This window comes from Yersinia kristensenii (assembly GCF_900460525.1).
Classification (GTDB): Bacteria; Pseudomonadota; Gammaproteobacteria; order Enterobacterales; family Enterobacteriaceae; genus Yersinia; species Yersinia kristensenii.
In genome coordinates this window covers 162,702-188,415 of the sequence record NZ_UHIY01000001.1, presented here as the reverse complement: position 1 = coordinate 188,415, position 25,714 = coordinate 162,702, and the positions used below count along the sequence as shown (strand labels likewise).

Below are 25,714 nucleotides of genomic sequence, written 5' to 3'. Positions count from 1 at the left end.
AATATGGGTATAAAACACGATTATCAAACGCTAGACCCCGGCAACGAGGTATGGCTTTATGCGGTTGATTGCTCGGACTTTAATGGTCCTGAACTTTTTTTCCATAATCATAAAATACCGTACACCTCTCAAGAATTACGAGCGGCAGACGGGGATATCACCAAACTTCCAGTAAAGTCTCTCTGGTGGCAAGGGATTGAATACTTACCGTGGCCAGTGGAATTGACCGGAATAGAAATAGCCGGTGACGGCACAGCTCCCAGGCCTTCACTCAGGGTGGGAAATATTGATGGCACAATCAGTGCGATGTGTCTCGCATATCAAGATCTGGCACAGGCCAAAATTAAGGTACACAAAACCTTTTCTCATTATCTTGATGCTCGAAATTTTTTAGAGGGCAACCCCTCAGCCAGCCCAGATGATGAAACTCTTTATATCTACTTCATTGATCGTAAATCTGGCGAAGGCACTGATGGTATCCAGTTCGATTTATCCGGCCCTTACAATCTGCAAGGTATTAAAATTCCCCGAGAGCAAATTCAGGGGAGCGTTTGCCGTCATTGTATGCGGGGCTGGTATCGAACGGGGCGGGGCTGCGACTATGCTGGATCGCTGTACTTTGATGAAGATGATAACCCAACCGATGATCCAAGTCGTGACGAATGTAGCGGATCGCTTCGGGCCTGCAAACTTCGCCATGGTACTGAACCTTTGCCTTATGGTGCGGAGCCGGGTTCGTCGCTCTTAAGGAGATAAGTATGCAGAAGAAAACCCAGGCAGCGATTTTTGCGCATGCTGAGAAAGACTACCCCCGCGAGGCTTGCGGTTTAATTTGTCGCAAGGGGCGGACGGAGAAATACTTTCCGTGCCGCAATCAGTCCACTGAGCCACGCGAAAATTTCATTTTGCACCCGGAAGATTACGCCGCAGCCGAGGGCTGGGGGCGTGTCACCCATATTGTTCACAGTCACCCTGATGCAACAACCCAACCCAGTAATGTTGATCATGCCCAGTGTGACATGTCCGAGTTACTCTGGGTTATTGTCAGTTGGCCGGAAGGTGACTTACGAATAGTTGAGCCGATTATAGGGCCGCGACCACTCGAGGGGCGTCCGTTCGTGCATGGGGTGTGGGACTGCTTCAGCATTATTCGCGACTGGTACAAGCTGGAACGAGGTATTGATCTCCCCAATTTTGAACGCTCACCCTGCTGGTGGGAATCCGGTACCGAAAATTTGTACATGGATAATTATAGCAACGCGGGGTTTGTGGAGATTGACGGCGAGTTATTGCCTGGTGATGTCATTATCATGCAAGTAAGCGCGCCAGTTCCGAACCATGCAGCAATCTATATCGGCGATGGGATGATGATTCATCACATGTACGGGCATATGAGTAAAAGGGTGCCATTTGGCGGGTATTATCAAGATCGCACTACAGTAAAGTTGCGACATAAAGCCCTGATGTTATGATTATCAGTAATTAACTGATGAGTGTAACGATATGAAAAATATATTTATGGTAATTCTTTTGTTGGGGCTATCGGGCTGCGCTACAACCGCTGTTAAACCAAGCAATGCGCTACAAGCACCCAAGGAAAGAGTATTTTTATATCAAAACTTGCTACCAGGTGCCTCGCAACTGACAGTGGTCAGAGATAGTGGTTTCCTTGGTGGTGGATGCTATGCGGCAGTATTCCTTAATGGAAAGAAGGCCGCAAGTTTAAATCCCGGCGAAAAAGTTAGTTTTTATTTGTTGCCTGGGGAGTGGATGATTGGGTTTCAGGGAGAAGGTAAAGTCTGTATCGCTGACGAACTCCCAACAGAACAGGAGATTAATTTAAAAGCAGGACAAAGCAAAGGGGTTAGGCTGTTTTCTGACCCAAGCGGAAACTTAGATATAAAACCCATAAGTTTGAATTGAAACTAAGCCGCCGAGAGGCGGTTTTTTTGTGCGTGGAGTAATAAATGCGAAGAAAAATAACTCTCGGTGGAGTTTTAGGTAAGAAATTCGGGCGGGAATATAACTGGGATGTATCCAACCATAAAGAAGCAATAGAAGCTCTAAGTTTACAAATTAAGGGATTTAGGCAGTTTCTGCTTGATAGTGAATCCAAGGGGCTTACATTTGCGGTCTTTAATGGGAAACGGAATATTGGTGAGAATGAATTAAGTCTTAACGGTAAAGAACCTATCCGTATTATCCCCGTTATTATTGGTAGTAAGAAAGCAGGTGTATTCCAAACAATACTTGGAGCAGTTCTTGTCGCCGTGGGTGCGGTTATGACTTGGATGTCTGGTGGTACTGCAAGCCCTTTAGCCGCTGGTTTTTTTAAAGTCGGTGCAGCAATGATGCTCGGTGGTGTGGTGCAAATGTTATCACCGCAACAGGGCGGACTTGCATCAAGGCAATCAGCAGAGAACACCCCAAGCTATGCGTTTGGTGGGCCTGTGAATACAGTGGCGCAGGGAAACCCTATCCCCATCGGTTACGGTGAGCGAATTATCGGCGGTGCCATTATTTCAGCCGGTATCTATACCGAAGATCAGATGTAACTACTAACTTTAATATTGAACCGCCTCCGGGCGGTTTTTTTTCGCCTGGAGAAAAGTATGTCGGCAATTGTTGGTAAAAAGGCGGGTGGTTCAGACAGTCATACTCCGGTTGAATCACCGGATTCATTAATTGCTACTTCATTTGCAAAGATGCTGCTGGTATTGGGCCATGGTGAGTGGGTTGGTGGGCTGGATAATACTCGTATTTTTCTGGATGGGACGCCAATCGGCAATGCGGACGGCAGTGTCAATTTTCCCGGTGTGCAGTGGGAGTTTCGCCCTGGAACCCAGCATCAAACTTATATTCAGGGAATGCCAGATGTTCAGAATGACATTGCTGTGGGCGTTGAGCTGAAATATGAAACTCCATGGGTTAAGGCAATCACCAATACTGATCTCTCTGCCGTGCGCGTTCGCCTGTCATGGCCGGTATTGCAGCAACAGCTCGATAATGGCGATGTTGTTGGATATCGAGTGGAGTACGCGATTGATTTAGCAACCGGTGGCGGGGCTTACAATGAGGTTTTACGGTCTGCGGTCGATGGTAAATCAACAACGGGGTACCCACGCTCTCACCGTATTGATTTGCCCGCGTCAACAGAGGGTTGGCAGATCCGCGTTCGGAGGATAACACCAAATACTACAAATACAGCCCGGGTTGCCGATCGGATGTTAGTTGATGCCGTCGTCGAAATTGTTGACGCAAAATTGCGCTACCCGAATCTGGCGTTGCTGTATATCCAGTTTGATGCAAAACAGTTCCAGAACATCCCGACAATAACGTGCAAACCAAAAATGGACATAATTCGCGTCCCATCAAATTATGATCCTATTAACAGAACTTATTCCGGTGTTTGGGATGGCACATTTAAATGGGCATGGACCAATAACCCAGCCTGGATTTTCTATGACCTCTGCATTAATGAGGAATATGGGCTGGGCCAATGGATTAAGGCAAATAATCTCTCAACCTCAAAATGGGAATTGTACGAGATAGCAAAATATTGTGATCAGCTTGTCCCTGACGGTCGCGGCGGTACCGAGCCTCGCCACCTATGTGATGTTTATATCCAAGGGCAAGAAGATGCAATTAACGTTCTGAGTGACATCATTAGTATATTTTCTGGCATGTTCTATTGGGCTGGCGGCGAGATCAGGGCGCTGGCCGATATGAGCCGTCCGGTTGATATGGTTTACTCTCGCGCTAATGTGAAAGATGGTTTTCAGTATAGCTCGGCCAGTGAGCGAACCCATTACAGCCAGGCTATGGTGTCATATTCAAACCCTGACAACCGTTATCAGGATGATATTGAACCTGTCGTCGTTCGGTCCCTAGTTAGGCGTTACGGTACTTTAAATGCTGACATAACGGCAATAGGCTGTACTCGGCGCAGTGAGGCTATTCGCCGGGGTAAGTGGGTTCTCTATACCAATGAAAAGGATAGGGCGGTTTCGTTCACTGTGGGGCTTGAGGGCCGCATTCCCTTGCCGGGTTGGGTTGTTGGGGTTGCAGATCAGCTATTGGCTGGGCGAGTGCTTGGAGGGCGCATAAGTAGCGCAGTCGGGCGCAATGTTACCCTTGATCGCAAGCCTGACGCAAAGCCAGGGGATCGCCTTATTGTTAACCTTCCGAGCGGGGTGGCGCAGGCGAGAACGGTGCAATCAGTGAATGATAAAGTAGTCACTGTTAGTGTTGCATACAGTGAATTACCTGCCGCTGAATGTGCCTGGAGTGTTGATGCCGATGATCTGGCAGTACAGCTCTATCGCGTTGTTGGCATCAAGGACGCATCAACAGAGAAGGATATAGCCTATGAAATTAATGCTATTGAGTACGATGAAAATAAATGGGCCAAGATAGAAAGCGGCGCAATTATTGAAGATCGCCCGATTAGCGTAATCCCACCAGGTGTTCAGCCGCCACCAAAAAACATTGAAATAACCAGTTTTTCTGCAATAGCCCAAGGGCTTGCTGTCACCACCTTGCATGTAGAATGGGATGCCGCTGAAAGTGCAATTGCTTACGAGGCCGAGTGGCGGCGCGATAATGGCAACTGGATCGCCGCCCCGCGCACGTCTACACGTAGCTTTGATGTTACGGGTATTTACGCCGGGCGCTATCAGTGCAGAGTCAGGGCTATCAATGCGGCTGAGATATCAAGTATCTGGGCCAACGCCACTGAAACAGCCTTAAACGGTAAAGAGGGAAACCCTCCTATGCCTGTGGGCTTTGCGGCCACAAGCATCATATTCGGCATAACATTGAATTGGGGCTATCCGGCTGGCGCGGAAGATGCCCTAAAAACAGAGATTCAATACAGTCTGTCAGCAAATGGCACTGATGCCATGCTGTTGAGTGATGTGCCGCATCCGCAGCGCAACTACACAATGCAGGGATTAAGGGCGGGGCAGGTATTCTATTTCCGCGCCCGGATAGTAGATAAATCCGGAAACCAGTCACCGTGGACGGGCTGGATTCAAGGCATGTCAAGCGCGGACGCTGGGCCGATTCTAGAAGCCATTGGCGATGAGTTTCTTTCTAGCGAAACCGGAAAAGAATTAACAAGTAAGATTGAAAGTAATACAGATGCAATTATCGAAAACTCATTAGCTAATAGCGAAGATGCAATAACAAAATGGGCTCATTACGGTGAGAATAGAGCAGGGATAATTGAAGTTCGCAGGGTTCAGGCTGATGCTGAAAAATCATTTGCTGAATATCAATTAGCCGTTATTACGTCATTTGACGGTGTTAATTCATCAATAACAGACATAAGGACGGCTCAATCTGATGCTGAAAGAGCATTCTCTGAATTCAAAACTCAAACTTCTGTTAAATTTGGCGAACAAGACGCGGTAATACAGACCAAAGCAACTACGGTGTTTAACTCAACGGGAGGTAGTGCCCTTTATAGTATTAAGGCGGGCGTTAATTATAACGGAAGATACTATGATGCTGGGATGGTTATCGGCGTTGAAGTGTCTAATGGTGTTGTTAAGTCTCAAATTGGATTTAATGCGGACAGCTTCATTCTCTTAAGCGGGCCAGAGGGCAATAAATTTTCACCGTGGGCAGTCGTCAACGGACAGACATATATTGCTGCGGCATTTATACAAGACGGAACTGTTAGTAACGCGAAAATTGGTCAGTATATTATGTCCAATAATTACGTTGTTGGCATGCTGGGCTGGATAATAGATAAATCTGGTAATGCTGAATTTAATAACGTTACTATTCGCGGAACGGTATACGCAACAGCGGGTAAATTTAGCGGAACAATTGAGAGTAATGATGGGTATTTTGGTGGCACTATTTATGCACGAAAAATCATTGGTGATGTTGTACAGGGAACGCATTTAAAAGGATATATAACATCAACTGGAGTAGTGACGGGAAGTGTCACGGAACGGGTGCCAAGCGGCGTATTATGGAGCGTTTTTTCTTTTGATTCTGCGGATTTTGATAGAACATTAATTATAAATGGAGATGTAACTTGGGGATCCATTTATGGCGGTAACGATTTGGGCGTTTATGTAAATGGAATTAATTTACTTAATTTTGTAACCGGAGGGTCTGCAACTCCGGCTCAAACAGTCGGTGGTGTTTCTTTTAATATACCATCTACAAATGTGGGTGGTCGTGATGTTTTAAGCATTAGATATAATAATTTTAGCGGGGGAAGTTCTAATGTTCCGCCATTATTTAATGCAACGGTATTAGTCTGCAAAAAAGGAAGTGGTGGAGTTCGTGTTGGCCCGAACAATGTGGCTACATAAATTCAATATACGAACTCCAAAAACTTAATGGCAACTGGACTAGTTAATTACAAATAATAGTGAGAACAATTTATGGCTTGGTATAGAGCAGGAACAATTACAAGCGCCGGTAATGTGATTACTGGTGTTGGAACAAAGTGGCTAGATAATAAGATGGGTATCGGGGCTGGGCAGATGTTATTAGTGCCGGGCGACGGCCCAGTTAAGATGTATGAAATATTAGCTGTTGATAGTGATACTAAATTAAGACTTGTCACAATACCATCCCCCGCCTTATCCGGTGCATATGCAATAGTTTCATTTTACAATGATTCATTTCCTGATTTCGCAAGAAGATTAGCTGCACAGTTAAGTTATTATCAATCTCAGATGGATGGCTGGCAAAAGATAATGACAGGCACCGGCAATGTAACAATAATTGCACCGGATGGGACAAGTGTAGTTATACCGTCTTTTTCAAGCTTAGTAACAAAACAGCAGTTTGATACATTGAGCAATGATGCATTCACAGCAAGCAAGATTGTTAATACGCAGTGGATTAATCTCACTCTACTAAACGGGTGGATATTGCCCGTGGGGTTCGCCGCCCGCGCTGTATATCGAAAAGTTTTGGGTTTGATTTTCATTGAAATGTATATATCTGGTGGCGCGGCAGCATCTATTGCGTTCACGTTGCCAGCAGGTTATAGACCGACTAAAGCAACTTTTGTAACGAGTATCGCAGGAACTCCATCGAACCCGGCAACTTCTGTTCCGCGATTAACAATCGGAACGAATGGTAATGGCACCATATACGACGTAGCCCCTGGCTCCGTTGCCGGTGTTAGCTTATGTTTTTCTTTAGAGTGATATATCTATGAAAATAAACAAATTAGATAATGCCGGTTTTTATTTAGAAGACCACGTTCAAGGCGATTTACCATCCAATTGGACAAAGGATTTAGTGGGTGATGGCTATTACAAAGCTCAATATCAAAACGCAGCAAAAAATCTAGAAACGGGGGAGTGGTATGGCGGTAAGTGGGTCGAAACAGATGGCCCGACGGCTGCTGATATTGAGCACGCTAAAGCATTTCATATTGCAGCAGCTAACACAGAAAAATCGACTATCATGTCTCATGCATCAAACATGATTGATGCGCTGTCAGATGAAATTGAAGCACTGGAAGAGGGCGGTGATGATGTGCCGGTGCAACTTCGTTCAGACTTGAAAATATGGAAGCAATATCGAGTGAAAGTGAAAAGCATCAACGTTTCACTATCGCCGGATATCGAGTGGCCAGTCGTTCCTGAATAAATCTTCTTAGTAGATCCAGCGTCTTAGTTAAAACTATCAAAACCTCACTTCACAAGAAAAATCTCATTGATTACACTGTATGCATATACAGTTAATTATAGATGTGGATGATGATTTTTTACAATCTTTCTCAGCTTCGTGAAATCGTTCTTATCCCGTTGTTTAACGAGACAATTCCTGCTGGCTTTCCCAGCCCAGCCGCGGATTATGTCGAGCGACCATTGGATCTGAATGAGCTATGTATTGCTCACCCGGCCGCAACTTACTTTGTGCGGGTGTCGGGCAATTCAATGACCGGGGCCGGTATCTATGACGGCTCACTGCTTGTTGTCGATCGGAGTGTCACGGCACAACATGGCGATATTATTATTGCGGCCGTTGGTGGAGAGTTCACAGTGAAAAAGCTGTGCTTACATCCGGTTGTACAGCTGGAAGCGATGAACCCAGACTATGCACCCATTGTTTTGAGTGACGGAGGTGACGATTTAGAAACTTTCGGTGTGGTGAAATACGTTATTAACGATGCTGCAAATGTTTGCCCTCGCTGATGTGAATTCGTTTTATGCGTCCTGTGAGTCTGTTTTCCGGCCGGACTTGCAGGGAAAGCCGATTGTTGTACTTTCGAACAACGATGGCTGTGTGATAGCTCGCAGCCGCGAAGCAAAACTTGTTGGCATAAGAATGGGCGAACCCTATTTCAAGATAAAAGGGTTAATTCAACAGCACGGTGTTGTGACGTTTAGCAGTAATTATGAACTTTATGCTGATATGTCTAACCGGGTCATGACGGTACTGGAAACCATGTCACCGGCTACGGAAATATACTCAATTGATGAAGCGTTTCTCAATGTAACTGGCATCAATAATTGTATGAGCCTGGATAAGTTTGGGCGTAATATCCGACAGCGCGTATTGCAGTGGACAGGGCTTACTGTTGGGGTTGGTATCGCACAAACCAAAACCCTCGCTAAATTGGCTAATCACGCAGCTAAGCAGTGGACTCGAACCGGTGGTGTGCTGGATTTATCAGATCCTGATAGGCAGCGTAAGTTACTCGCAATAACGCCGGTTCAAGATATCTGGGGAATTGGCCGGAGGATTGGCAAAAAGCTAAATCTACTGGGCATTAACACAGCGTTACAGCTAGCAGATACAAACTCTCAATTTGTGCGTAAAAATTTCAATGTGGTGTTAGAAAGAACGGTCAGAGAGCTCAACGGTGAGCAATGCCTGGAGCTTGAAGAGTTCGCACCTACCAAACAGCAGATTGTTTGCAGTCGGTCTTTCGGGGAGCGGATCACGGATTATCAGGATATGCGTGAGGCCATCTGTGGGTATGCTGGCCGTGCTGCTGAGAAGTTGCGCGGCGAGCATCAATACTGCCGACACATATCAGCTTTTATCAAAACCAGCCCTTTTGCATTGAATGAGCTTTACTACGGGAACATGGTGAGCACTAAGCTTCATATCCCCACGCAGGACTCGCGTGACATCATTGCCGCCGCTGTCGGCTGTCTCGATGCGATCTGGAAAGACGGCTATCGCTATCAAAAGGGTGGAGTGATGCTGGGTGATTTTTACAGTCAGGGTATAGCTCAACTGGGATTGTTCGATGATAACCGGCCAAAGGTTAACAGCGCCGCGTTAATGGCAGTTCTGGACGATATCAATAAATCAGGCAAAGGAAAGGTGTGGTTTGCGGCGCAGGGCATACAGAAAGCATGGCAGATGAAACGAGAGATGCTATCGCCAGCTTACACGACTCGCTGGTCTGAGTTACCTGTAGTTAGATGAATGATAAAATAGAGCATCTAACAGTTGAGTAAGTTCAGGGCAATATAGGCGAAAAAAAACCTCTGGGTTAGCAGAGGTTTTTTAATCGTCAAAGGAGCCGCGTATCTTTTGCGTATCCTTTTTGGTCCAAACTAGGTCAGTGCTTCGTCCGGTCATTTATCATAAGTTACTGGTTTATATGATACTGTCCGGTCACTGTCCTATCAAAAGTGGTGGAGCTGGGGGGATTTGAACCCCCGTCCGAAATTACTACGCCGTCGGCACTACATGCTTAGTCCAGTCATTACATTCGCCGGTTAGCTGCGGACGGACACGCTACTAACAAACTATCCTGATTGGGTTTAACGCTTTCACCCCAGGCAAGGTGTCCACGCGATCTCTTTTAGGTTTGACCTCTCTTGATCCCCGTCCTAAGAGCGGAGGCTAGGGAGAGAGGGAATCTTCAGTTTCTTAGGCTGATTAAGCTGCTAAAGCAGCAGATTCGTATTGCGAGTCGTTTGCAATTATTTTTTTTGCGGTTTTTTACGAGGCCTCCGCACCTCGGCATGCACCTTGGGTTTCGCGAATCCCGTCGAATCCAGAATCAGCCCCAAAGAACTTCGCTAGTATAACAGAACTATGTCCTGTTAAGCCAGTCACTTAACGATTTGCGTGCTTCATGATGCGGGCTTTGTCTAACTTCCACTCACGATCTTTAATATCATCGCGTTTATCGTGATCTTTTTTACCTTTGGCGACACCGATTTTAACTTTAACCCAAGCGTTTTTCCAATATACGGAAAGAGCAACAACGGTAAAACCGTCGCGATTAACTTTACCAATCAGTGAGTCCAGCTCGCGTTTGTTGAGTAGCAGTTTACGGGTACGCATTGGCTCACAGACAACATGCGTCGATGCCACGTTTAACGGCGTAATTGTGGCACCAAACAAAAATGCCTCACCGTTTCTAAAGGTTACGTAGCTATCACTAATGTTGGCTTTTCCAGCACGCAGAGATTTTACTTCCCAACCTTGCAGTGAAAGACCTGCCTCGAACTCTTCTTCAATGAAGTATTCATGGCGGGCGCGTTTATTTTGCGCAATGGTTGCGGAACCGGGTTTGTATGCTTTTTTCTTTGTCATAGTATTGATCATTATACTGTATGCGGAGGCGAATGAAATCCTTTCCCGCAGGATGCCTGTGCATTTTGTCTCATTTGTTGTGAAGAATGCCTGGCAGATTTTTTGTCTGGCGGTAGATAAATGGTATTATAAGTACGTTTTATGTCTCACAGGAAATGTTATGCCACAGATTAGCCGCTCTGCGTTGGTTCCATTTAGCGTAGAACAGATGTATCAACTGGTTAATGATGTTCACTCTTATCCAGAATTTTTACCGGGTTGTACTGGAAGCCGGGTCCTTGATGCTACCGAAAATGAAATGACGGCTGCTGTCGATGTTGCTAAAGCCGGAATAAGTAAAACTTTCACGACACGTAATACATTAACTGATAACCAGAGTATCGATATGCAACTGGTGGATGGACCGTTTCGTAAGTTAATGGGAGGGTGGTATTTTACTCCACTGAGTGCAGATGCCTGTAAAGTTGAATTGCACCTTGATTTTGAATTTACTAATAAGCTGATTGAGTTAGCTTTTGGTAGAGTATTCAAGGAACTAGCTGGTAATATGGTGCAAGCATTCACCCAAAGGGCTAAAGAGGTTTACAGTGTCTGATATTCGCGTTGAGGTAGTTTATGCCTTACCTGAACGCCAATATTTGCGGGTTGTTTCTCTTGACGGAGGAAGCACCGTTGAGGAGGCAATCAGAGCTTCAGGTCTGCTTGAATTGCGACCAGATATTGATCTAACAAAAAATAAAGTGGGTATTTATAGTCGTCCGGTTAAGCTTGGCGATAAGCTTAATGATGGTGATAGAGTCGAGATATATCGCCCATTAATTGCGGATCCTAAAGAGTTGCGACGGCAGCGTGCTGAACAAGCAAAAAAATAAGGCACAATCTGCGCCTTATTTTTTGTTGTAGCCCTGGACTGCCATTGAAGAATAACCTGAACCATTGTGTGGCTGCGTAAGCATTAATAGGTTTTTGTACCTAAAACCCTAATCAGTAATCCTTTCCTCAACCTGTTCTGCAATCGTCGGATAAATCAATTTGCTACTAGCGTTGGTTCATTTTTGATATCAGTTAGCACACCACTGCTATCAAAGGTCAACGTTAATGTTTGTTGCGTAACTTTTTCGTGACCAGGTTGCTGACGGAATACATAAAACCACGTTTTAGTTCCAAACGGATCCTGCAACATTGGGGTACCTAAGGTATATGCCACTTGTTGCTGGGTCATACCCTTATGAATTTTGGACGCATCATTAGGTGATAAATAGTTACCCTGATTAATATCAGGCCGGTAGACCACCTTCTCCAGCGTTGAACAACCCGCAGTAAGCATTGCAAGCATCACAGCGGTGGCAGTCAGCATTTTACAGCGCATAGTAATCACATTCCTTTAGGGCGTAGGATGACGATGATAATAGACCTTGCAGCAGTTGGAAACCTTTACAGGGCACCTGTATGACCTCTAGAAAGGAAAAAAGTTAATCTTTTCTATGCTGCGAGCAATTCTTTTGCATTTGCCAAGGTGTTTTTCGTCACTTCACTACCGCCCAGAAGGCGCGCCAACTCTTGCAAGCGGGCTTTTTTATCTAACCGATGCATATGGGTTTCGGTTTCAGTGCCGTCAGTTTGTTTACTCACAAAGAAATGTTGATGGCCACAACCTGCAACTTGGGGGAGATGAGTCACACACATCACTTGAGTAGATTCGCCTAACTGGCGCAATAGGCGGCCTACTATGGCTGCTGTTGGCCCACTAATACCCACATCAACTTCATCAAAGATTAGTGCAGGAGTATCCATTTTACGCGCAGTAATGACCTGAATAGCCAATGCAATGCGCGAAAGCTCACCACCTGAAGCAACCTTAGCCAGCGGTTGCAGTGGTTGACCTGGGTTAGTGGTGACGCCGAATTCAATTCGGGTAGCACCTTCCGCACTCAGGTGCTCCGGTTCAAATAGGGTTTCAATGGCGAATTTGCCGTGTGGCATGGATAGTTCGCGCATACTCTCAGTAATCAGCATGGCCAATTCGTCAGCATAATGCTGGCGTTCTTCATGTAAGCGTTTGGCGATGGCCAATGCATGCTGATAGTGAGTATTGACTACATGGCTGAGTTGTTCGTGATCATTTTCTTGTTGTGATAGCTGTTCTTGCTCATCGAGCAATTGTTGATGAAATTGTGGTAAATCTTCCGGCGCAACATGGTGCTTACGGGCCAGATTTAATTGGCGAGATAATCGCTGTTCCAGTTCATACAAACGATTTGGGTCCATATCAAACTGTTCGGCATAGTGGCGTAATTCATCACTGGCTTCACTGATTTGGATTGAAGCCTCTTCAAGCATATTCAACAGATTATTAAATTGTTCATCCATTCCTGCCAGTTCTGTTAACTGACTCTTGGCTGAGTAAAGTTGGCTGAGAATATTATTATGTTCGTCATCTGACAGCAGCTGCAATGTCTGTTGGCTGAGAGACAACAACTGCCCACTGTTAGCCAGGCGTTTATATTCGACATCAATTTGTTCATATTCCCCAGCTTGTGGGGCAAATGAATTTAATTCTTTTAACTGATAATGCAATAGCTCGTGGCGAGCATTACGTTCCAGCGATTGTTGCTGATGCAGTGCCAACGCGCGGCAGCTTTGATGCCAGCTTTGATAAGCCGCTTTCATTTCTGCCAATAAGGTAGATTGGCCTGCGTAGGCATCCAATAATTGCTTTTGATGGTCAGGTTTTAGCAATAATTGATGGGCATGCTGGCCGTGAATTTGGATCAAATGTTGGCCCAGTTCCCTCAATTGGGATAAAGGCACCGCGGTTCCGTTAATAAATCCCCTTGAGCGGCCATCAGTGCCGATAGCGCGGCGTAGCAAGCATTCATTGCTATCATCAAGGTGGTTGTTTTCTAACCACTGACGGGCAGATGGAGTATCTGCCAGTGAGAAACGAGCACAAATATCGGCACGAGTTGCCCCTAAACGTACCATACTGCCGTCTGAACGGCTGCCAAGGCACAGCCCCAATGCATCTATAGCTATGGATTTACCCGCCCCTGTTTCACCAGTAATTGCCGTCATTCCGGGCTGAAAATCAATTTCTAACTCACGTACAATTGCAAAATTACTAATGGTTAATTGGGCCAGCATGGTAAATCTCCTGTACATAAACACATGTCTGTATTTGAATACAGTATAGACTGGTTTTATATACAGTAAAGACCCTGAGGCACTTTTCAGAATAATTTTTTTGACCACCCCAACTTTGTACTTAACGTATTGAAATAGCTGTAGTCCTTAGGATGAATAAGATTGAGATGGAAATCACTGCGCCGAATTAAAACTTCCTCACCCTCCTGAATTGGCAGTGCTATCTGGCTGTCACAACTAATTTCCAGGTCACTGGTGATTTGGGAAAATTTAAGGCGGATGGTACTGCTACTATTAATGACGAGTGGGCGAGCGGTTAGAGTATGTGGGAACATGGGAACCAAAACGATAGCATCCAGTGTTGGTGTCAATATAGGGCCTCCTGCTGAGAGGGAATAAGCGGTTGAACCGGTGGGAGTGGCAATGATCAGGCCATCAGAACGTTGAGAAAATGCAAAGCGATCATCGATATATACTTCGAATTCGATCATATGGGCTACTTTGCCTGGGTGCAAAACGACCTCATTGATTGCGGTACTTATCCGGCTTTGCTGGTCTGTTCGCGTGACTTGTGCTTCTAGTAAGAAACGTTGTTCGTTGAGGTATTCACCTTCCAGCACATCGGAAAGTTGTTGTTGCGCATTATCGGGGTCTAAATCGGTCAAAAAGCCCAGATTGCCTCGGTTGACACCGATCACTTTGATATCATAGCGGGCAAGTACCCGAGCGGCACCCAGCATATTGCCATCACCCCCGACCACGACGGCTAAGTCAGCTTTTTGGCCAATATCCGCCAAACTACCTGTAACGGCATCGGTTAAATTGAGATCGTTAGCAATCTGTTGTTCAACCATCACGTCATATCCCCTGGCGATTAACCAGTGGTAGAGCATTTCATGGGTGGCAAGTGCAGCCGGGTGGCGTGGGTGACCGACGATACCAATACAATTGAATCTTTTATTATTCATTGCCGTGATTTTCCTCACAGGGGTGTCTTTTACCCCACATTATGACCGGTTCCCTTGAATCCCCGGTTTTGATCCCCATAATAAGCCAAGTAGCGAGATTAATGCTAAAACGCGGAGATATCCATGAGTAGTAAAGAACAGAAAGCCCCAAACGAGCAAGTCTCGGAAGAAATGGAAAATGCAGCAGAGCAGCAAGTGGAAGCAACACAAGAGACGGGTGAAGGTTTAGATCCGCGTGTTGCCGAGCTTGAAGTGCAGTTGGCTGCGGCCTTACAGCGTGAGCGAGAAAGTTTGCTACGTGCCAAGGCTGAAGTTGAGAATATCCGTCGTCGCACTGAACAGGATGTTGAAAAGGCGCATAAATTTGCATTGGAAAAATTCTCATCTGAATTATTGCCAGTGATCGACAATCTAGAGCGCGCTCTGGATACTGCTGACAAAACCAATGAGGAATTGACTGCGATGATAGAAGGTGTCGAACTGACCCTAAAATCATTGCTTGATGCCGTAGGTAAATACGGTATTCAAGTTGTCAGCGAGACAAATGTACCGTTTAACCCTGAAGTTCATCAGGCTATGACGATGCTTGAATCTGCTGATCACGAACCAAACCACGTGATGATGGTGATGCAGAAAGGCTATACGCTGAATGGCCGCTTGTTACGCCCGGCGATGGTCGCGGTATCTAAAGCAAAAGCTTAAGGTGTTCTGATAGATAAAAGGCACCTTTATGGGTGCCTTTTTTGCTTTTCTTTTTAGCAAATGACGTTTTATTCTGCCGTTGGCAGCTTAGGTTGCCAGTCAATGGGTTGCTGACCATGCTGCTGCAATAGTTGGTTAGCTTGTGAAAAGTGTTTACAGCCAAGAAAGCCACGATGTGCGGAGAGGGGGGATGGGTGTGGAGCTTTCAAAATAAAATGGCGCTGGGTATCAATGATTCGACCCTTTTTCTGCGCATGCGCTCCCCACAGCATAAAAATCACACCATCACGATGTTCATTCAGCGCCGCAATGACTTTATCGGTAAAGGTTTCCCAGCCAAGGTTGGCGTGAGAGTGTGCGTTACCTGCTTCGACCGTCAGCACAGTATTGAGTAGCAATACACCTTGCTCAGCCCAGCTTTGTAAAAAACCATGGTTAGGGCGCTGGAAGCCGGGAATATCAGTGGCGAGCTCTTTGTAGATGTTGACCAAAGAGGGCGGTGCGGGTACGCCGGGTAAGACGGAAAATGAGAGTCCATGAGCCTGATTAGGGCCGTGGTATGGGTCTTGGCCCAAAATAACGACTTTGACCTGATTCAATTCAGTCAGGCGAAAGGCATTAAAGACATCTTTTTGTGGCGGGTAGATGATTTTGCCAGCACTGCGTTCTGCTGCTACATAGGCCAGCGTATCTTTAAAGTAAGGTTGCTCTTTTTCGTGGCCGATCACATCGTGCCAGCTAAGGGAGGCGGGCATAATCACTCTCCTTGGTTTCTCTAATATATTGATATGCGCTAGCTTACCGTTTCAAACCTGTGAGTGAAACTGTTAAACCAGCGTCTGTGATGTGATGATGTTTTTTTGACCTTTTTATGCAAAAAATGTTGAAAATTCACAAAAAAAATTGCTGTAAGTCAGATTGATAAAATTGATATAAAACATAAATTTGCCTATGACATGATTGCCACGTGGGTTAAAAGATTGATTTATGTCAAAGAAATGCAGTGGTTTGACTGGTATACAGAACAATAAGACAACAATGGTTTTACCAAATAACCAAGATAGTTTTTTCCCCTTGGAATTTATAGCCGTATTACGGAGGCCCCAAATGATTACTGGTATTCAAATTACTAAAGCTAACAATGAAGCCTTGCTGAACTCTTTCTGGCTGTTAGATGATGAAAAATCTGAATTGCGCTGTGTTTGCGCTAAAGCTGGTTACGCCGAAGATCAAATCGTTCCGGCCAGTGAGTTAGGCCAGATCGAATATCGTGAAGTTCCGCTGGAAGTTCAGCCAACTGTACGTGTTGAAGGTGGTCAGCATTTGAACGTCAACGTTCTGCGCCGCGAAACACTGGAAGATGCAGTCAAACATCCAGAGAAATATCCTCAGTTGACGATTCGTGTATCCGGTTATGCTGTACGTTTCAACGCACTGACACCAGAACAACAGCGTGATGTGATTACTCGTACTTTCACTGAAAGTCTGTAATTCTTGTCATAGCAATTAATTTTCTAAACATTAAGTTTTAGAATGTAAAGGGAGCCTCTCGGCTCCCTTTTTTGTTCCTGTGATTTATTGGTCGGGAAGTTAGACTGTGATCACAATATTCAACTTATATAAATAAATCTTATCAAATCTATTTAAGAACTCATCCGACGTGTCGATAGATAAAGCTATTGAGCCTAACTCAATATTGGAATTATCTATGACAAGGAGTTGGCATGAGCATATCTGTCAGTTTGGCCAGACCTGTTCCATTAGCAGGATTGATGAGCCAAGCAAACCCATTGGAACAGGTCAATATCCCAGAGAAGAGTGGGGGGTTGGTTCAAAGAGAATCCACGATATCCCCCACCACTCAGGCGGGTCATGAGCTGTATTACAGCATGCTCGCTAATCTTAGCTTGCCACGTAGTCACGAAGCCTCTGCCGGGAGTAATAATGTTCCTATCATAAGCGGGCAAGGATCACAGTCAGCTGACTATTCATTAGCATTGCTCGCTAAAGATGTTTACGCTCCTGTTGCTGGAAGTCTGAGCGGATTTACACGTTTGAGTGACAATGCGTTACTCTCCGCAGGTATTGATCCAGCCAGTTTATCTGATAGCGCCTCTGGTTTTCAGGCCGGAATTTACAGTGATAATCAGCAGTATGTTCTCTCTTTCGCCGGGACGAATGATATTCAGGATTGGTTAAGTAATATTCGGCAAGCGACGGGTTATGAGGATATTCAATATAATCAGGCGGTTGCTTTGGGGAAAACAGCCAAAATGGCATTTGGTGATGCATTAGTGATTACCGGGCATTCATTAGGCGGTGGACTGGCAACTACAGCGGCATTAGCCAGCGGGACTTTTGCTGTGACGTTTAATGCCGCAGGTGTTTCCGACCATACATTAAATCGCTTGGGGTTAAATCCTGCTCAGGCGCGACAGTCCGCGGAGAATGGTGGTGTGCGGCGCTATAGTGAGCAATATGACCTACTGACAGATACTCAAGAGTCTACCTCGCTTATTCCTGATGCTATTGGCCATAAAATTACCTTGGTAAATAGCGATAAGCTCTCTGGGGTGAATGATTGGTTGCCCCATAAGCACCTCGAACGTCGCCTTGCGGCACATGGTATTGATAAAGTACTCAGTTCCATGAGTGAACAAAAACCTTGGGAGCGGCAGTATGCCTGAATCGACACTGACAATGAGAGTGAAACGCCATTTGCGTTACGCTATCTACGGTGTTTTGATGCCATTAATCAGTTTTGAGGGGCAGGCAATGACAGAGATTAATATTGCTTTTACTGATCCATCAGTCATACCGATTGCAGATGCGATTGTTCACGGAGATGTGGATCAGATCCATCAGTTAGCCAATAAAACGCTGTTGCAACAGCAAGGTAAACAGAACGTGACGCTAATGCAGTGGGCCATCCTTAATCAACAACCCGAAAGTCTGGCGGCATTAGTGCGAGAGCATGCCGATCCATTTCAGCCGGGAATGCAGGGAAATACCGCATGGCATACTGCTGCCAGTATACAAGGTGCGCATTACATGCAGATTCTACTTGAAAGCAATATTCGGCCTGATGCCCGAAATAGTGTGACACTCGCGACGCCTTTGGCTACAGCAATTATGGCCGGGCGCGAGATCCAAGTGATCCTGTTGTTGGTTGCTGGTGTTGATCCTAATATTGCCGATCGTATGGGGGATACGCCGCTGCATCTGGCGGGTAAAAGTAATGCACCGGATTTAGCATTACGTTTGTTAAAAGCAGGGGCTGATCCTGAAGTGCGTAATAAGCAGGGGGCGACATTTCAACAGTATTTAGCGATGACACCGCTGAATATCCAAAGCGCCGAAATGCAGCAAAAACATCAGCAATTGAATGCCTGGCTTCGAGGTAAAAAACTTGCAGAGGTTTATCAGCAATAGCGTTTAATTTGCTCGTTTGGGTTGAAATACAAAAATGACACTCCAACGAAAAACGTAGTTCTGTAGCGTTCATCTAGTTGATAAACAATAAAAAAGCCGCTGTTGATAAGCGGCTTTTTTGTCAGGGTGCGAGTTAACCCGCACTCTTAGTTTCTGGTTTGTCTTTTGGCTTACGGCGCTTACCCACATTTTTAGCGTCGCGATGACGAACTTTAACTTTTGCTTTCTCTTTACCGGCTTCTTTTAGCTCTTTACGCTTCGCTAAAACCTTTTTAGATGGTTTTCCGGTGCTTTTTTCACTCGGTGCTTTGCTGGTTGGCCGCAGTTCATCAATCACACGTGGCTTCAGTGGCTCTTTCAGATAACGGCCAATTCTGCCTAGCAATAGGTGGTCATGCGCTTCAACCAGTGAAATAGCGACACCTTTACGCCCTGCACGGCCAGTACGACCAATGCGGTGAAGATAGACGTCAGCGGTTAGCGGCAGATCGAAGTTGAATACATGGCTGATATCGTCGATATCCAAGCCGCGTGAAGCAATATCAGTCGCCACCAGAACATTAACCCGGCCATCACTTAAACGAATCACGGCTTCGGTGCGCTTGGCCTGTACCATTTCGCCCTCAAGGAACCAGGCGTTAATTCCGGCTTCACGTAACCAACTGACCAATTGGTGCACTTTTTCACGGGTACGCACGAAAATAATGGATTTCTGTACTTCCGGTTGCTTAAGTAAATGCACCAGCAAGGCCGTTTTGTGTTCAATATCGTCAGCGCGGTAATACCATTGCTGAATTTTTTTACGTTCGCGGCGTGATGGGTCAGCTTCCAGTTCTACCGGCTCAGTCAGGATACGCTCTGCAAACTCACGAATAGCTTCCCCTTCCAATGTGGCCGAGAAGAGTAAGGTTTGCTTGCGCCAGCGGGTTTCTGCCGAGATAGTTTCAATATCTTGGGCGAAGCCCATATCAAGCATACGGTCAGCTTCGTCCAGAATCAGGGTTTCTACTGCCCGACAGTCAAAGTTTTCTTCTTTGATGTATTGCAGCAAGCGGCCAGTTGTCGCTACCACAATATCCTGATTTTCACTAAAGACTTCCGCGTGATTCATATAAGCCACACCACCGGTAATCGTCGCGATATCCAGTTGGGTATGCTTAGCCAGTTCACGGGCTTGATCCGCAACCTGCATCGCCAATTCACGGGTTGGCGTCAGGATCAAAATTCGTGGTGGGCCAGATTTTTTGCGTGGGAAATCCAGCAAATGCTGCAAGGCTGGCAGCAAAAAGGCGGCAGTTTTGCCCGTACCTGTGGGCGCCGAACCCAATACATCACGCCCATCCATAGCGGGGGGAATAGCCGCAGCTTGAATGGCAGTCGGGCGCTCATAGCCTTTGTCGCGCAGTGCGTCAATGAGGCGTTCATCGAGATCGAGTTCGGAAAAAGTGGTTACAGTCATGGTCTTCCTCTACTTGGGGCGCCGATTATAGACGGGTTAGCCGAATTCTTCACCTGTTTAAGCGGTAATGATGTCTTTTCCCTGCAATCATATTGTCCTATGCTACGCCGGTTGTAGATTTAGGTGACTAATATGAGCGAGCAATTGAAAAAAAAACCGGCGTTGCGTGGTGGTGGCTTCACGTTTAAACAATTCTTTGTGGCACATGATCGCTGCGCGATGAAAGTGGGCACAGATGGTGTCCTACTGGGTGCCTGGGTACCGGTAGAAAACGCGCGCAAAGTGCTGGATATTGGCTGCGGCAGCGGGCTTATTGCTTTGATGATAGCCCAGCGCTCGGCATCAGAAGTCATCATTGACGGTGTAGAGCTGGAGCCCGAGGCGGCGCAGCAAGCCATCAGCAACGTGGCGCAATCGCCGTGGGCGGATCGGGTTCGTATTTATGAGCAAGATGTACACCAGTTCGCTGAAAACCATCTTCATCAATATGACCTGATTGTCAGTAATCCACCTTATTTTGCTCCGGCGGTTGCTTGTCGCGATGAAGCTAGAGATACCGCACGTTACACCGGATCTTTAACTCACGATGCTTTACTAAATTGCGCTGAGAAGCTTATCACAGAGGAGGGTATCTTTTGTGTGGTTTTGCCCCACGATTTAGGTGTCGAGCTCAGCCGTCTTGCAGTACAACAAAATTGGTTTATCCGTTGTCAGGTTGATATCAGAGATCGTCCCGGTAAACCATTACATCGCATGTTGTTGATGTTATCACTTCAATCCGGCGAAACTGAATTCCAGCAATTGGATTTGCGTCAATCGGAAGGTGTCTATTCACCGGAGTTCTGCGCGTTAATCAGCGAGTTTTATTTAAACTATTAGCAAGTTGCCAAAGCCGTGGAAATGGTGCTAGAGGGCGCGATATTTTATATTCGCAAAAAATATCGCGCCCTTAAATGCATTACGGATGGAGAATCGTGGGTTTTGGATTGTCAATTTGTTCAGGATAGTCAAGAGTATAGTGCAACCCTCTGCTCTCTTTCCGCTCCATGGCGCAACGCACAATTAACTCGGCAACTTGTACCAGATTGCGTAATTCCAGCAAATTATTCGAGATACGGAAATTGGCGTAATATTCATCAATTTCCTGCTGCAATGTATTAATCCGGCGCAGGGCACGTTCTAAGCGTTTAGTCGTCCGCACAATGCCGACGTAGTCCCACATAAATAAGCGTAATTCATGCCAGTTATGTTGAATGACAACGCGTTCATCGGAGTTATCAACACGACTTTCATCCCAATCAGGTAAATGCGGGGCCAGCTTGGCTGTCGGCAGGCGCAAAAGAATATCTTCAGCAGCTGACCAGCCATAGACCAGGCATTCGAGTAACGAATTGGACGCCATGCGGTTAGCGCCATGTAAGCCGGTATAACTGACTTCGCCAATCGCATATAACCCATCCAAATCGGTGCGCCCGTGTTGATCGACCATCACACCGCCGCAGGTATAATGTGCGGCTGGGACGATTGGAATGGCTTCTTTGGTTAGGTCGATCCCCAAAGACAGCAGTTTTTCGTAGATCATCGGGAAATGTTGTATGACGAAATCAGTGGGTTTATGGCTGATATCGAGGTACATACAATCAGCACCAAGGCGTTTCATTTCGTGGTCAATGGCGCGCGCGACGATATCGCGTGGTGCGAGCTCGCCTCGTGGGTCAAAATCGAGCATGAAACGGCTACCATCAGGGCGTTTAAGGTAAGCGCCCTCACCACGTAAGGCTTCGGTCAGTAAAAAGTTGCGAGCTTGTGGATGAAACAGGCAAGTAGGATGAAATTGGTTAAATTCCAAATTAGCGACCCGACAGCCGGCACGCCATGCCATGGCAATTCCATCGCCAGAGGAAATATCTGGATTAGTGGTGTATTGATAAACTTTAGCGGCGCCACCTGTTGCTAATACAACGGCCTTGGCCCGAAAAGTTTCAACTTTCTCTAACTCGCGGTTCCAGATATAAGCGCCAACGACGCGTTTTGTCCCCGATAAACCAATTTTATTGGACGTGATAAGGTCGACTGCGTTACAGCGCTCTTTGACTAAAATATTCGGATGGGCGCTTGCTTTGCCCACCAGGGTGGTCTCTACTTCTTTACCTGTAGCATCCGCGGTATGTAATATACGCCGATGGCTGTGGCCGCCCTCGCGGGTAAGGTGATAACGTTCTTCGCCGCTGGCATTAGTCTCGGTATCAAAAAGGACACCTTGGTCAATCAGCCATTGCACACAAGAGCGTGCATTGCTGGCGATAAACTCGACGGCTTCTTTGTCGCAAAGCCCCGCGCCGGCAATGAGAGTGTCATCAACATGTGAATCGATGCTGTCAGTTTCATCAAAAACGGCAGCAATGCCTCCCTGAGCATAAAAAGTGGCGCCTTCATTCAGTGGGCCTTTGCTCAGAACTGTGACTTTACAATGTGGTGCAAGACGCAAAGCCAATGACAAACCGGCAGCGCCACTCCCGATGATCAATACATCGCTAACGTGTTCAGATGATGATGGCATATCGTATGATGTGTGCAGAAGAAGAGTGAAATTCATGTTAGCCTATCTGCCAGAGCAAAAGCTATGGCTATAAGATGTCTAAACAATATTCAGACAAATAATCTGGCAACATGGAACTTTGCAAATTTTATAAACTACAAGCGTGTGCTTGCTCAGGAAAATAAATATATGGCTGGCAGTACTACTTTTAGCGTGGGGATAGATTTCGGGAGAGTTCACCTCGGATGAGCGAGCAGTTAACGGATCAAATGCTGGTTGAACGGGTCCAGAAAGGTGATCAGCAATCGTTCAATTTACTGGTAATTCGATACCAGCATAAGGTTGCGAGCCTCGTATCCCGATACGTGCCTCAGGGTGATGTTCCTGATGTAGTTCAAGAATCTTTTATTAAGGCCTATCGCGCCCTAGAGTCGTTTCGTGGCGACAGTGCCTTCTATACTTGGCTTTACCGTATCGCTGTTAATACAGCAAAAAACTATTTAGTCGCTCAGGGGCGGCGCCCGCCATCCAGTGATGTAGATGCAAATGATGCTGAAAATTACGAAAATGCGGGTGCATTGAAAGAAATATCGAACCCTGAGAACTTAATGTTGTCTGAAGAATTGAGGCAGATAGTTTTTAAAACCATAGAGTCACTTCCTGAAGATCTCCGGATGGCGATTACACTCAGGGAGTTAGATGGTCTAAGCTATGAAGAGATAGCCGTCATTATGGACTGTCCGGTGGGTACTGTTCGTTCCCGTATCTTCCGTGCCAGAGAGGCTATCGATAACAAAGTTCAGCCGCTGATTCAGCGATAAGCGGACACACAAAGGGTATTTGGCATGCAGAAAGAAAAGCTTTCCGCTCTGATGGACGGAGAAACTCTTGATAGTGAGCTGATGGGTTCTTTATCGAAAGATAAAGCATTACAGCAAAGCTGGCAGAGCTATCATTTAATCCGTGATACCCTGCGGGGGGACGTTGGTGAAGTCTTGCATCTGGATATCGCCAGTCGTGTCGCAGAGGCGCTCAAAAATGAGCCAGCTCGTTTTGTTCCTATTGCTGTGCCTGAATCTCAGCCACAACCACATGTTTGGCAGAAAATGCCTTTCTGGCAAAAAGTTCGCCCATGGGCCAGCCAGATTACCCAAGTTGGGGTTGCTGCGTGTGTTTCTCTCGCCGTCATTGTAGGCGTTCAGCAATATAACCAACCCGCATCTGGTAATTTACAGCCAGAAGCTCCTGCTTTTAATACGTTACCGATGATGGGTAAAGCTTCGCCTGTCAGTTTTGGTGTGCCTGCTGATGGTTCTTTCGGGACGAGTCAACAGCATCAGGTTCAAGAGCAACGTCGTCGTGTGAATATGATGACGCAGTTGCAAGATTTTGAATTACAGCGCCGTTTGCCACAAACTGAGTTGTCGCAGGTGCCTTCAGCATCAACACAAGCCGCTATTCAGGTCCCTGGAACTCAGTCCTTAGGAATGCAGCAGCAGTAATGAAGCAACTTTGGTTTTCCGTCTGTTTAATGGCGGGCAGCCTGTTCATGCCAACAATTGCTTCGGCGGATACCACGCCGATAGCAATGTTGCAGGACATGAGCGCTGCCAGCCAATCGCTCAATTATGAGCTATCGTACATAAACGTTAACAAGCAAGGGATTGATTCTCTTCGCTATCGTCATGCCATTCTAGATAAAAAAACGTTAGCACAATTGCTGCGTATGGATGGACCGCGTACTGAGATCATACAACGTGGTGATGAAATAAGTTATTTCGAGCCAGGATTTGACTCTTTCACGTTGAGTGGTGAGCATATTATTGATGCTTTGCCTTCTGTTGTATTCCCCGATTTTGAAAAATTATCAAAGCATTATAACTATATTGCACTCGGCCGTGCGCGTGTCGCTGATAGACCATGCCAGGTTATCAGGGTGGTTGCCCGTGACAGTACGAGATACAGTTATATTATTTGGATGGATGAGACAACAAAACTTCCTATGCGGGTAGACTTGTTAGATCGCGATGGTGAAACACTTGAGCAGTTTCGGGTGATTTCTTTTGCTGTTGGCGAGCCTATTCAGGAAATTCTGCGGGGAGTATTAAAACTGTCCTTACCGCCATTGCTTGCTTTACCAGCAAAAACCAAGGTGGATTTTACCTGGGCTCCGCGTTGGTTGCCGGAGGGGGTGACAGAGGTTTCCCATAGTCGCCGCACATTGCCTAATATGGATACACCCACTGAATCACGACTCTATTCCGATGGTCTGTTTAGTTTTTCTGTGAATGTGAACCCTGCGGGTAAAGATGCGCCTTCCGAACAGTCACTGCGCCAAGGGCGACGTACTGTCCATACTGAAACTCGTAATAATGTAGAAATCACCGTAGTGGGTGAGTTACCTCCATCAACGGCAAAACGTATTGCCGATAGTGTGGTTCTGGAGTCGGCTAAATGATGAAAGAATGGGCAACAGTTATCTCATGGAAGAATGGGGTGGCACTTTTACGTTGCGAACCACATTCGGGGTGTGGGAGTTGTAATGCACGTTCAGGGTGTGGTAGTCATTTATTGAATGAATTGGGGCCAGAATCTGAGCATCAATTAAAAATAGCGATTTCACAACCACTCGAGCCTGGGCAAAAAGTTGAGGTTGGTATCAGTGAAGGCAGCTTATTGCGTTCTGCTGCTTTGGTTTATTTGACCCCATTAGTCGGTTTAATAATGGGGGGCACTTTGTTTCAAGCTTTATTTTTCACTGATGCTTTTACGGCGCTTGGTGCTATTTTAGGGGCGGGGTTGGGCTTTTTATTGGCCCGGACAGTGGCTATTAAGATTGAAGGGAAAAATGATTATCAACCTACTGTCTTACAGATTGGTTTACCGCCAACCGCTATGCGTATTCATCAAGAGTAATTCTTCGCT

Annotated in this window: 27 protein-coding genes and 1 other RNA gene; 20 read left to right on the top strand and 8 right to left on the bottom strand. The window is 46.1% G+C overall.

Annotation, left to right across the window (positions count from 1 at the left end):
- Positions 1 to 3 precede the first annotated feature (3 nt).
- From DX162_RS00820 to DX162_RS00780, 9 genes are all read left to right on the top strand, one after another.
- A complete protein-coding gene (locus tag DX162_RS00820; protein WP_004390484.1) occupies positions 4 to 756 on the top strand; it encodes a phage minor tail protein L in 753 nt (250 codons plus the stop codon).
- A 2-nt stretch (positions 757 to 758) separates the two neighbouring features.
- Positions 759 to 1,472, top strand: coding sequence for a C40 family peptidase (locus tag DX162_RS00815; protein WP_004390485.1), 714 nt, complete (start codon positions 759 to 761; stop codon positions 1,470 to 1,472).
- Positions 1,473 to 1,503: 31 nt separating this feature from the next.
- Positions 1,504 to 1,923: a hypothetical protein gene (locus tag DX162_RS00810; RefSeq protein ID WP_004390486.1), complete on the top strand. Its 420-nt coding sequence runs from the start codon at positions 1,504 to 1,506 to the stop codon at positions 1,921 to 1,923.
- A gap of 44 nt (positions 1,924 to 1,967) precedes the next feature.
- A complete protein-coding gene (locus DX162_RS00805) occupies positions 1,968 to 2,555 on the top strand; it encodes a tail assembly protein (RefSeq protein ID WP_098080969.1) in 588 nt (195 codons plus the stop codon).
- 57 nt (positions 2,556 to 2,612) lie between these two features.
- The gene (locus DX162_RS00800; protein ID WP_098080966.1) at positions 2,613 to 6,332 is read left to right on the top strand and encodes a TipJ family phage tail tip protein; all 3,720 of its coding nucleotides are present in this window, start codon (positions 2,613 to 2,615) and stop codon (positions 6,330 to 6,332) included.
- 72 nt (positions 6,333 to 6,404) lie between these two features.
- Positions 6,405 to 7,181 carry a hypothetical protein gene (locus DX162_RS00795; protein ID WP_004390489.1) on the top strand — a complete coding sequence of 259 codons (777 nt, stop codon included), beginning with the start codon at positions 6,405 to 6,407 and terminating at the stop codon, positions 7,179 to 7,181.
- Between the two features lie 7 nt (positions 7,182 to 7,188).
- The gene (locus DX162_RS00790; RefSeq protein WP_004390490.1) at positions 7,189 to 7,629 is read left to right on the top strand and encodes a tail fiber assembly protein; all 441 of its coding nucleotides are present in this window, start codon (positions 7,189 to 7,191) and stop codon (positions 7,627 to 7,629) included.
- Between the two features lie 110 nt (positions 7,630 to 7,739).
- A complete protein-coding gene (gene umuD / locus DX162_RS00785; protein ID WP_032819812.1) occupies positions 7,740 to 8,177 on the top strand; it encodes a translesion error-prone DNA polymerase V autoproteolytic subunit in 438 nt (145 codons plus the stop codon).
- Positions 8,161 to 9,423 carry a Y-family DNA polymerase gene (locus tag DX162_RS00780; protein WP_032819813.1) on the top strand — a complete coding sequence of 421 codons (1,263 nt, stop codon included), beginning with the start codon at positions 8,161 to 8,163 and terminating at the stop codon, positions 9,421 to 9,423. The genes umuD and DX162_RS00780 overlap by 17 nt, the downstream gene beginning before the upstream one ends.
- 210 nt (positions 9,424 to 9,633) lie before the next feature.
- Here the strand turns inward: DX162_RS00780 and ssrA are convergent.
- Positions 9,634 to 10,014, bottom strand: a transfer-messenger RNA (tmRNA) gene (gene ssrA / locus DX162_RS00775).
- A gap of 48 nt (positions 10,015 to 10,062) precedes the next feature.
- Positions 10,063 to 10,545, bottom strand: coding sequence for an SsrA-binding protein SmpB (smpB, locus tag DX162_RS00770; RefSeq protein WP_005166313.1), 483 nt, complete (start codon positions 10,543 to 10,545; stop codon positions 10,063 to 10,065).
- A 160-nt stretch (positions 10,546 to 10,705) separates the two neighbouring features.
- Between smpB and DX162_RS00765 the strand changes: the two genes are divergently transcribed.
- Together DX162_RS00765 and DX162_RS00760 are read left to right on the top strand one after the other, a co-directional pair.
- A complete protein-coding gene (locus DX162_RS00765) occupies positions 10,706 to 11,140 on the top strand; it encodes a type II toxin-antitoxin system RatA family toxin (RefSeq protein WP_032819814.1) in 435 nt (144 codons plus the stop codon).
- Positions 11,133 to 11,417: an RnfH family protein gene (locus DX162_RS00760; RefSeq protein WP_032819815.1), complete on the top strand. Its 285-nt coding sequence runs from the start codon at positions 11,133 to 11,135 to the stop codon at positions 11,415 to 11,417. Before DX162_RS00765 ends, DX162_RS00760 begins: the two co-directional genes overlap by 8 nt.
- 155 nt (positions 11,418 to 11,572) lie before the next feature.
- On the opposite strand, the gene bamE is transcribed toward DX162_RS00760, so the two are convergent.
- From bamE to nadK, 3 genes are all read right to left on the bottom strand, one after another.
- The gene (bamE, locus tag DX162_RS00755) at positions 11,573 to 11,914 is read right to left on the bottom strand and encodes an outer membrane protein assembly factor BamE (protein ID WP_032819816.1); all 342 of its coding nucleotides are present in this window, start codon (positions 11,912 to 11,914) and stop codon (positions 11,573 to 11,575) included.
- A gap of 113 nt (positions 11,915 to 12,027) precedes the next feature.
- On the bottom strand, positions 12,028 to 13,689 hold the full coding sequence (gene recN, locus DX162_RS00750) for a DNA repair protein RecN (protein WP_004390497.1): 1,662 nt from the start codon (positions 13,687 to 13,689) through the stop codon (positions 12,028 to 12,030).
- An 86-nt stretch (positions 13,690 to 13,775) separates the two neighbouring features.
- Positions 13,776 to 14,657: an NAD(+) kinase gene (gene nadK / locus DX162_RS00745; protein WP_032819817.1), complete on the bottom strand. Its 882-nt coding sequence runs from the start codon at positions 14,655 to 14,657 to the stop codon at positions 13,776 to 13,778.
- A gap of 123 nt (positions 14,658 to 14,780) precedes the next feature.
- Here nadK and grpE point away from each other — a divergent pair, with 123 nt between their 5' ends.
- Positions 14,781 to 15,359 carry a nucleotide exchange factor GrpE gene (grpE, locus tag DX162_RS00740; RefSeq protein WP_004390499.1) on the top strand — a complete coding sequence of 193 codons (579 nt, stop codon included), beginning with the start codon at positions 14,781 to 14,783 and terminating at the stop codon, positions 15,357 to 15,359.
- Between the two features lie 68 nt (positions 15,360 to 15,427).
- On the opposite strand, the gene ung is transcribed toward grpE, so the two are convergent.
- Positions 15,428 to 16,114: a uracil-DNA glycosylase gene (gene ung, locus DX162_RS00735; protein ID WP_032819818.1), complete on the bottom strand. Its 687-nt coding sequence runs from the start codon at positions 16,112 to 16,114 to the stop codon at positions 15,428 to 15,430.
- Between the two features lie 352 nt (positions 16,115 to 16,466).
- Between ung and grcA the strand changes: the two genes are divergently transcribed.
- From grcA to DX162_RS00720, 3 genes are all read left to right on the top strand, one after another.
- Positions 16,467 to 16,850, top strand: a complete 384-nt coding sequence (grcA, locus tag DX162_RS00730) for an autonomous glycyl radical cofactor GrcA (RefSeq protein WP_004390501.1) — start codon at positions 16,467 to 16,469, stop codon at positions 16,848 to 16,850.
- 233 nt (positions 16,851 to 17,083) lie between these two features.
- Complete coding sequence (locus tag DX162_RS00725) at positions 17,084 to 18,046, top strand: Tle-like phospholipase domain-containing protein (RefSeq protein ID WP_032819819.1); 963 nt, start codon at positions 17,084 to 17,086, stop codon at positions 18,044 to 18,046.
- An 88-nt stretch (positions 18,047 to 18,134) separates the two neighbouring features.
- Complete coding sequence (locus tag DX162_RS00720) at positions 18,135 to 18,791, top strand: ankyrin repeat domain-containing protein (protein ID WP_032819842.1); 657 nt, start codon at positions 18,135 to 18,137, stop codon at positions 18,789 to 18,791.
- A 133-nt stretch (positions 18,792 to 18,924) separates the two neighbouring features.
- Here the strand turns inward: DX162_RS00720 and srmB are convergent, their stop codons facing one another.
- Positions 18,925 to 20,250 (bottom strand): ATP-dependent RNA helicase SrmB, encoded by a 1,326-nt coding sequence (gene srmB / locus DX162_RS00715; RefSeq protein ID WP_004390505.1) that lies wholly within the window; start codon positions 20,248 to 20,250, stop codon positions 18,925 to 18,927.
- Between the two features lie 132 nt (positions 20,251 to 20,382).
- On the opposite strand from srmB, the gene trmN reads away from it, so the two are divergent.
- Positions 20,383 to 21,129, top strand: coding sequence for a tRNA(1)(Val) (adenine(37)-N(6))-methyltransferase TrmN (gene trmN / locus DX162_RS00710; RefSeq protein WP_004390506.1), 747 nt, complete (start codon positions 20,383 to 20,385; stop codon positions 21,127 to 21,129).
- 79 nt (positions 21,130 to 21,208) lie between these two features.
- Here trmN and nadB read toward each other — a convergent pair whose 3' ends face one another.
- Positions 21,209 to 22,810 carry an L-aspartate oxidase gene (gene nadB, locus DX162_RS00705; protein WP_004390507.1) on the bottom strand — a complete coding sequence of 534 codons (1,602 nt, stop codon included), beginning with the start codon at positions 22,808 to 22,810 and terminating at the stop codon, positions 21,209 to 21,211.
- 224 nt (positions 22,811 to 23,034) lie between these two features.
- Here nadB and rpoE point away from each other — a divergent pair, with 224 nt between their 5' ends.
- Genes rpoE through rseC form a run of 4 tightly spaced genes read left to right on the top strand, consistent with a single transcriptional unit; the run spans position 23,035 to position 25,705 of the window.
- Positions 23,035 to 23,610, top strand: a complete 576-nt coding sequence (gene rpoE, locus DX162_RS00700; RefSeq protein WP_005159396.1) for an RNA polymerase sigma factor RpoE — start codon at positions 23,035 to 23,037, stop codon at positions 23,608 to 23,610.
- Positions 23,611 to 23,634: 24 nt separating this feature from the next.
- Complete coding sequence (rseA, locus tag DX162_RS00695; protein WP_032819821.1) at positions 23,635 to 24,291, top strand: anti-sigma-E factor RseA; 657 nt, start codon at positions 23,635 to 23,637, stop codon at positions 24,289 to 24,291.
- Positions 24,291 to 25,247 carry a sigma-E factor regulatory protein RseB gene (gene rseB / locus DX162_RS00690; protein WP_004390509.1) on the top strand — a complete coding sequence of 319 codons (957 nt, stop codon included), beginning with the start codon at positions 24,291 to 24,293 and terminating at the stop codon, positions 25,245 to 25,247. Before rseA ends, rseB begins: the two co-directional genes overlap by 1 nt.
- Positions 25,244 to 25,705: a SoxR-reducing system protein RseC gene (gene rseC, locus DX162_RS00685; RefSeq protein ID WP_032819822.1), complete on the top strand. Its 462-nt coding sequence runs from the start codon at positions 25,244 to 25,246 to the stop codon at positions 25,703 to 25,705. Before rseB ends, rseC begins: the two co-directional genes overlap by 4 nt.
- Positions 25,706 to 25,714: the final 9 nt, after the last annotated feature.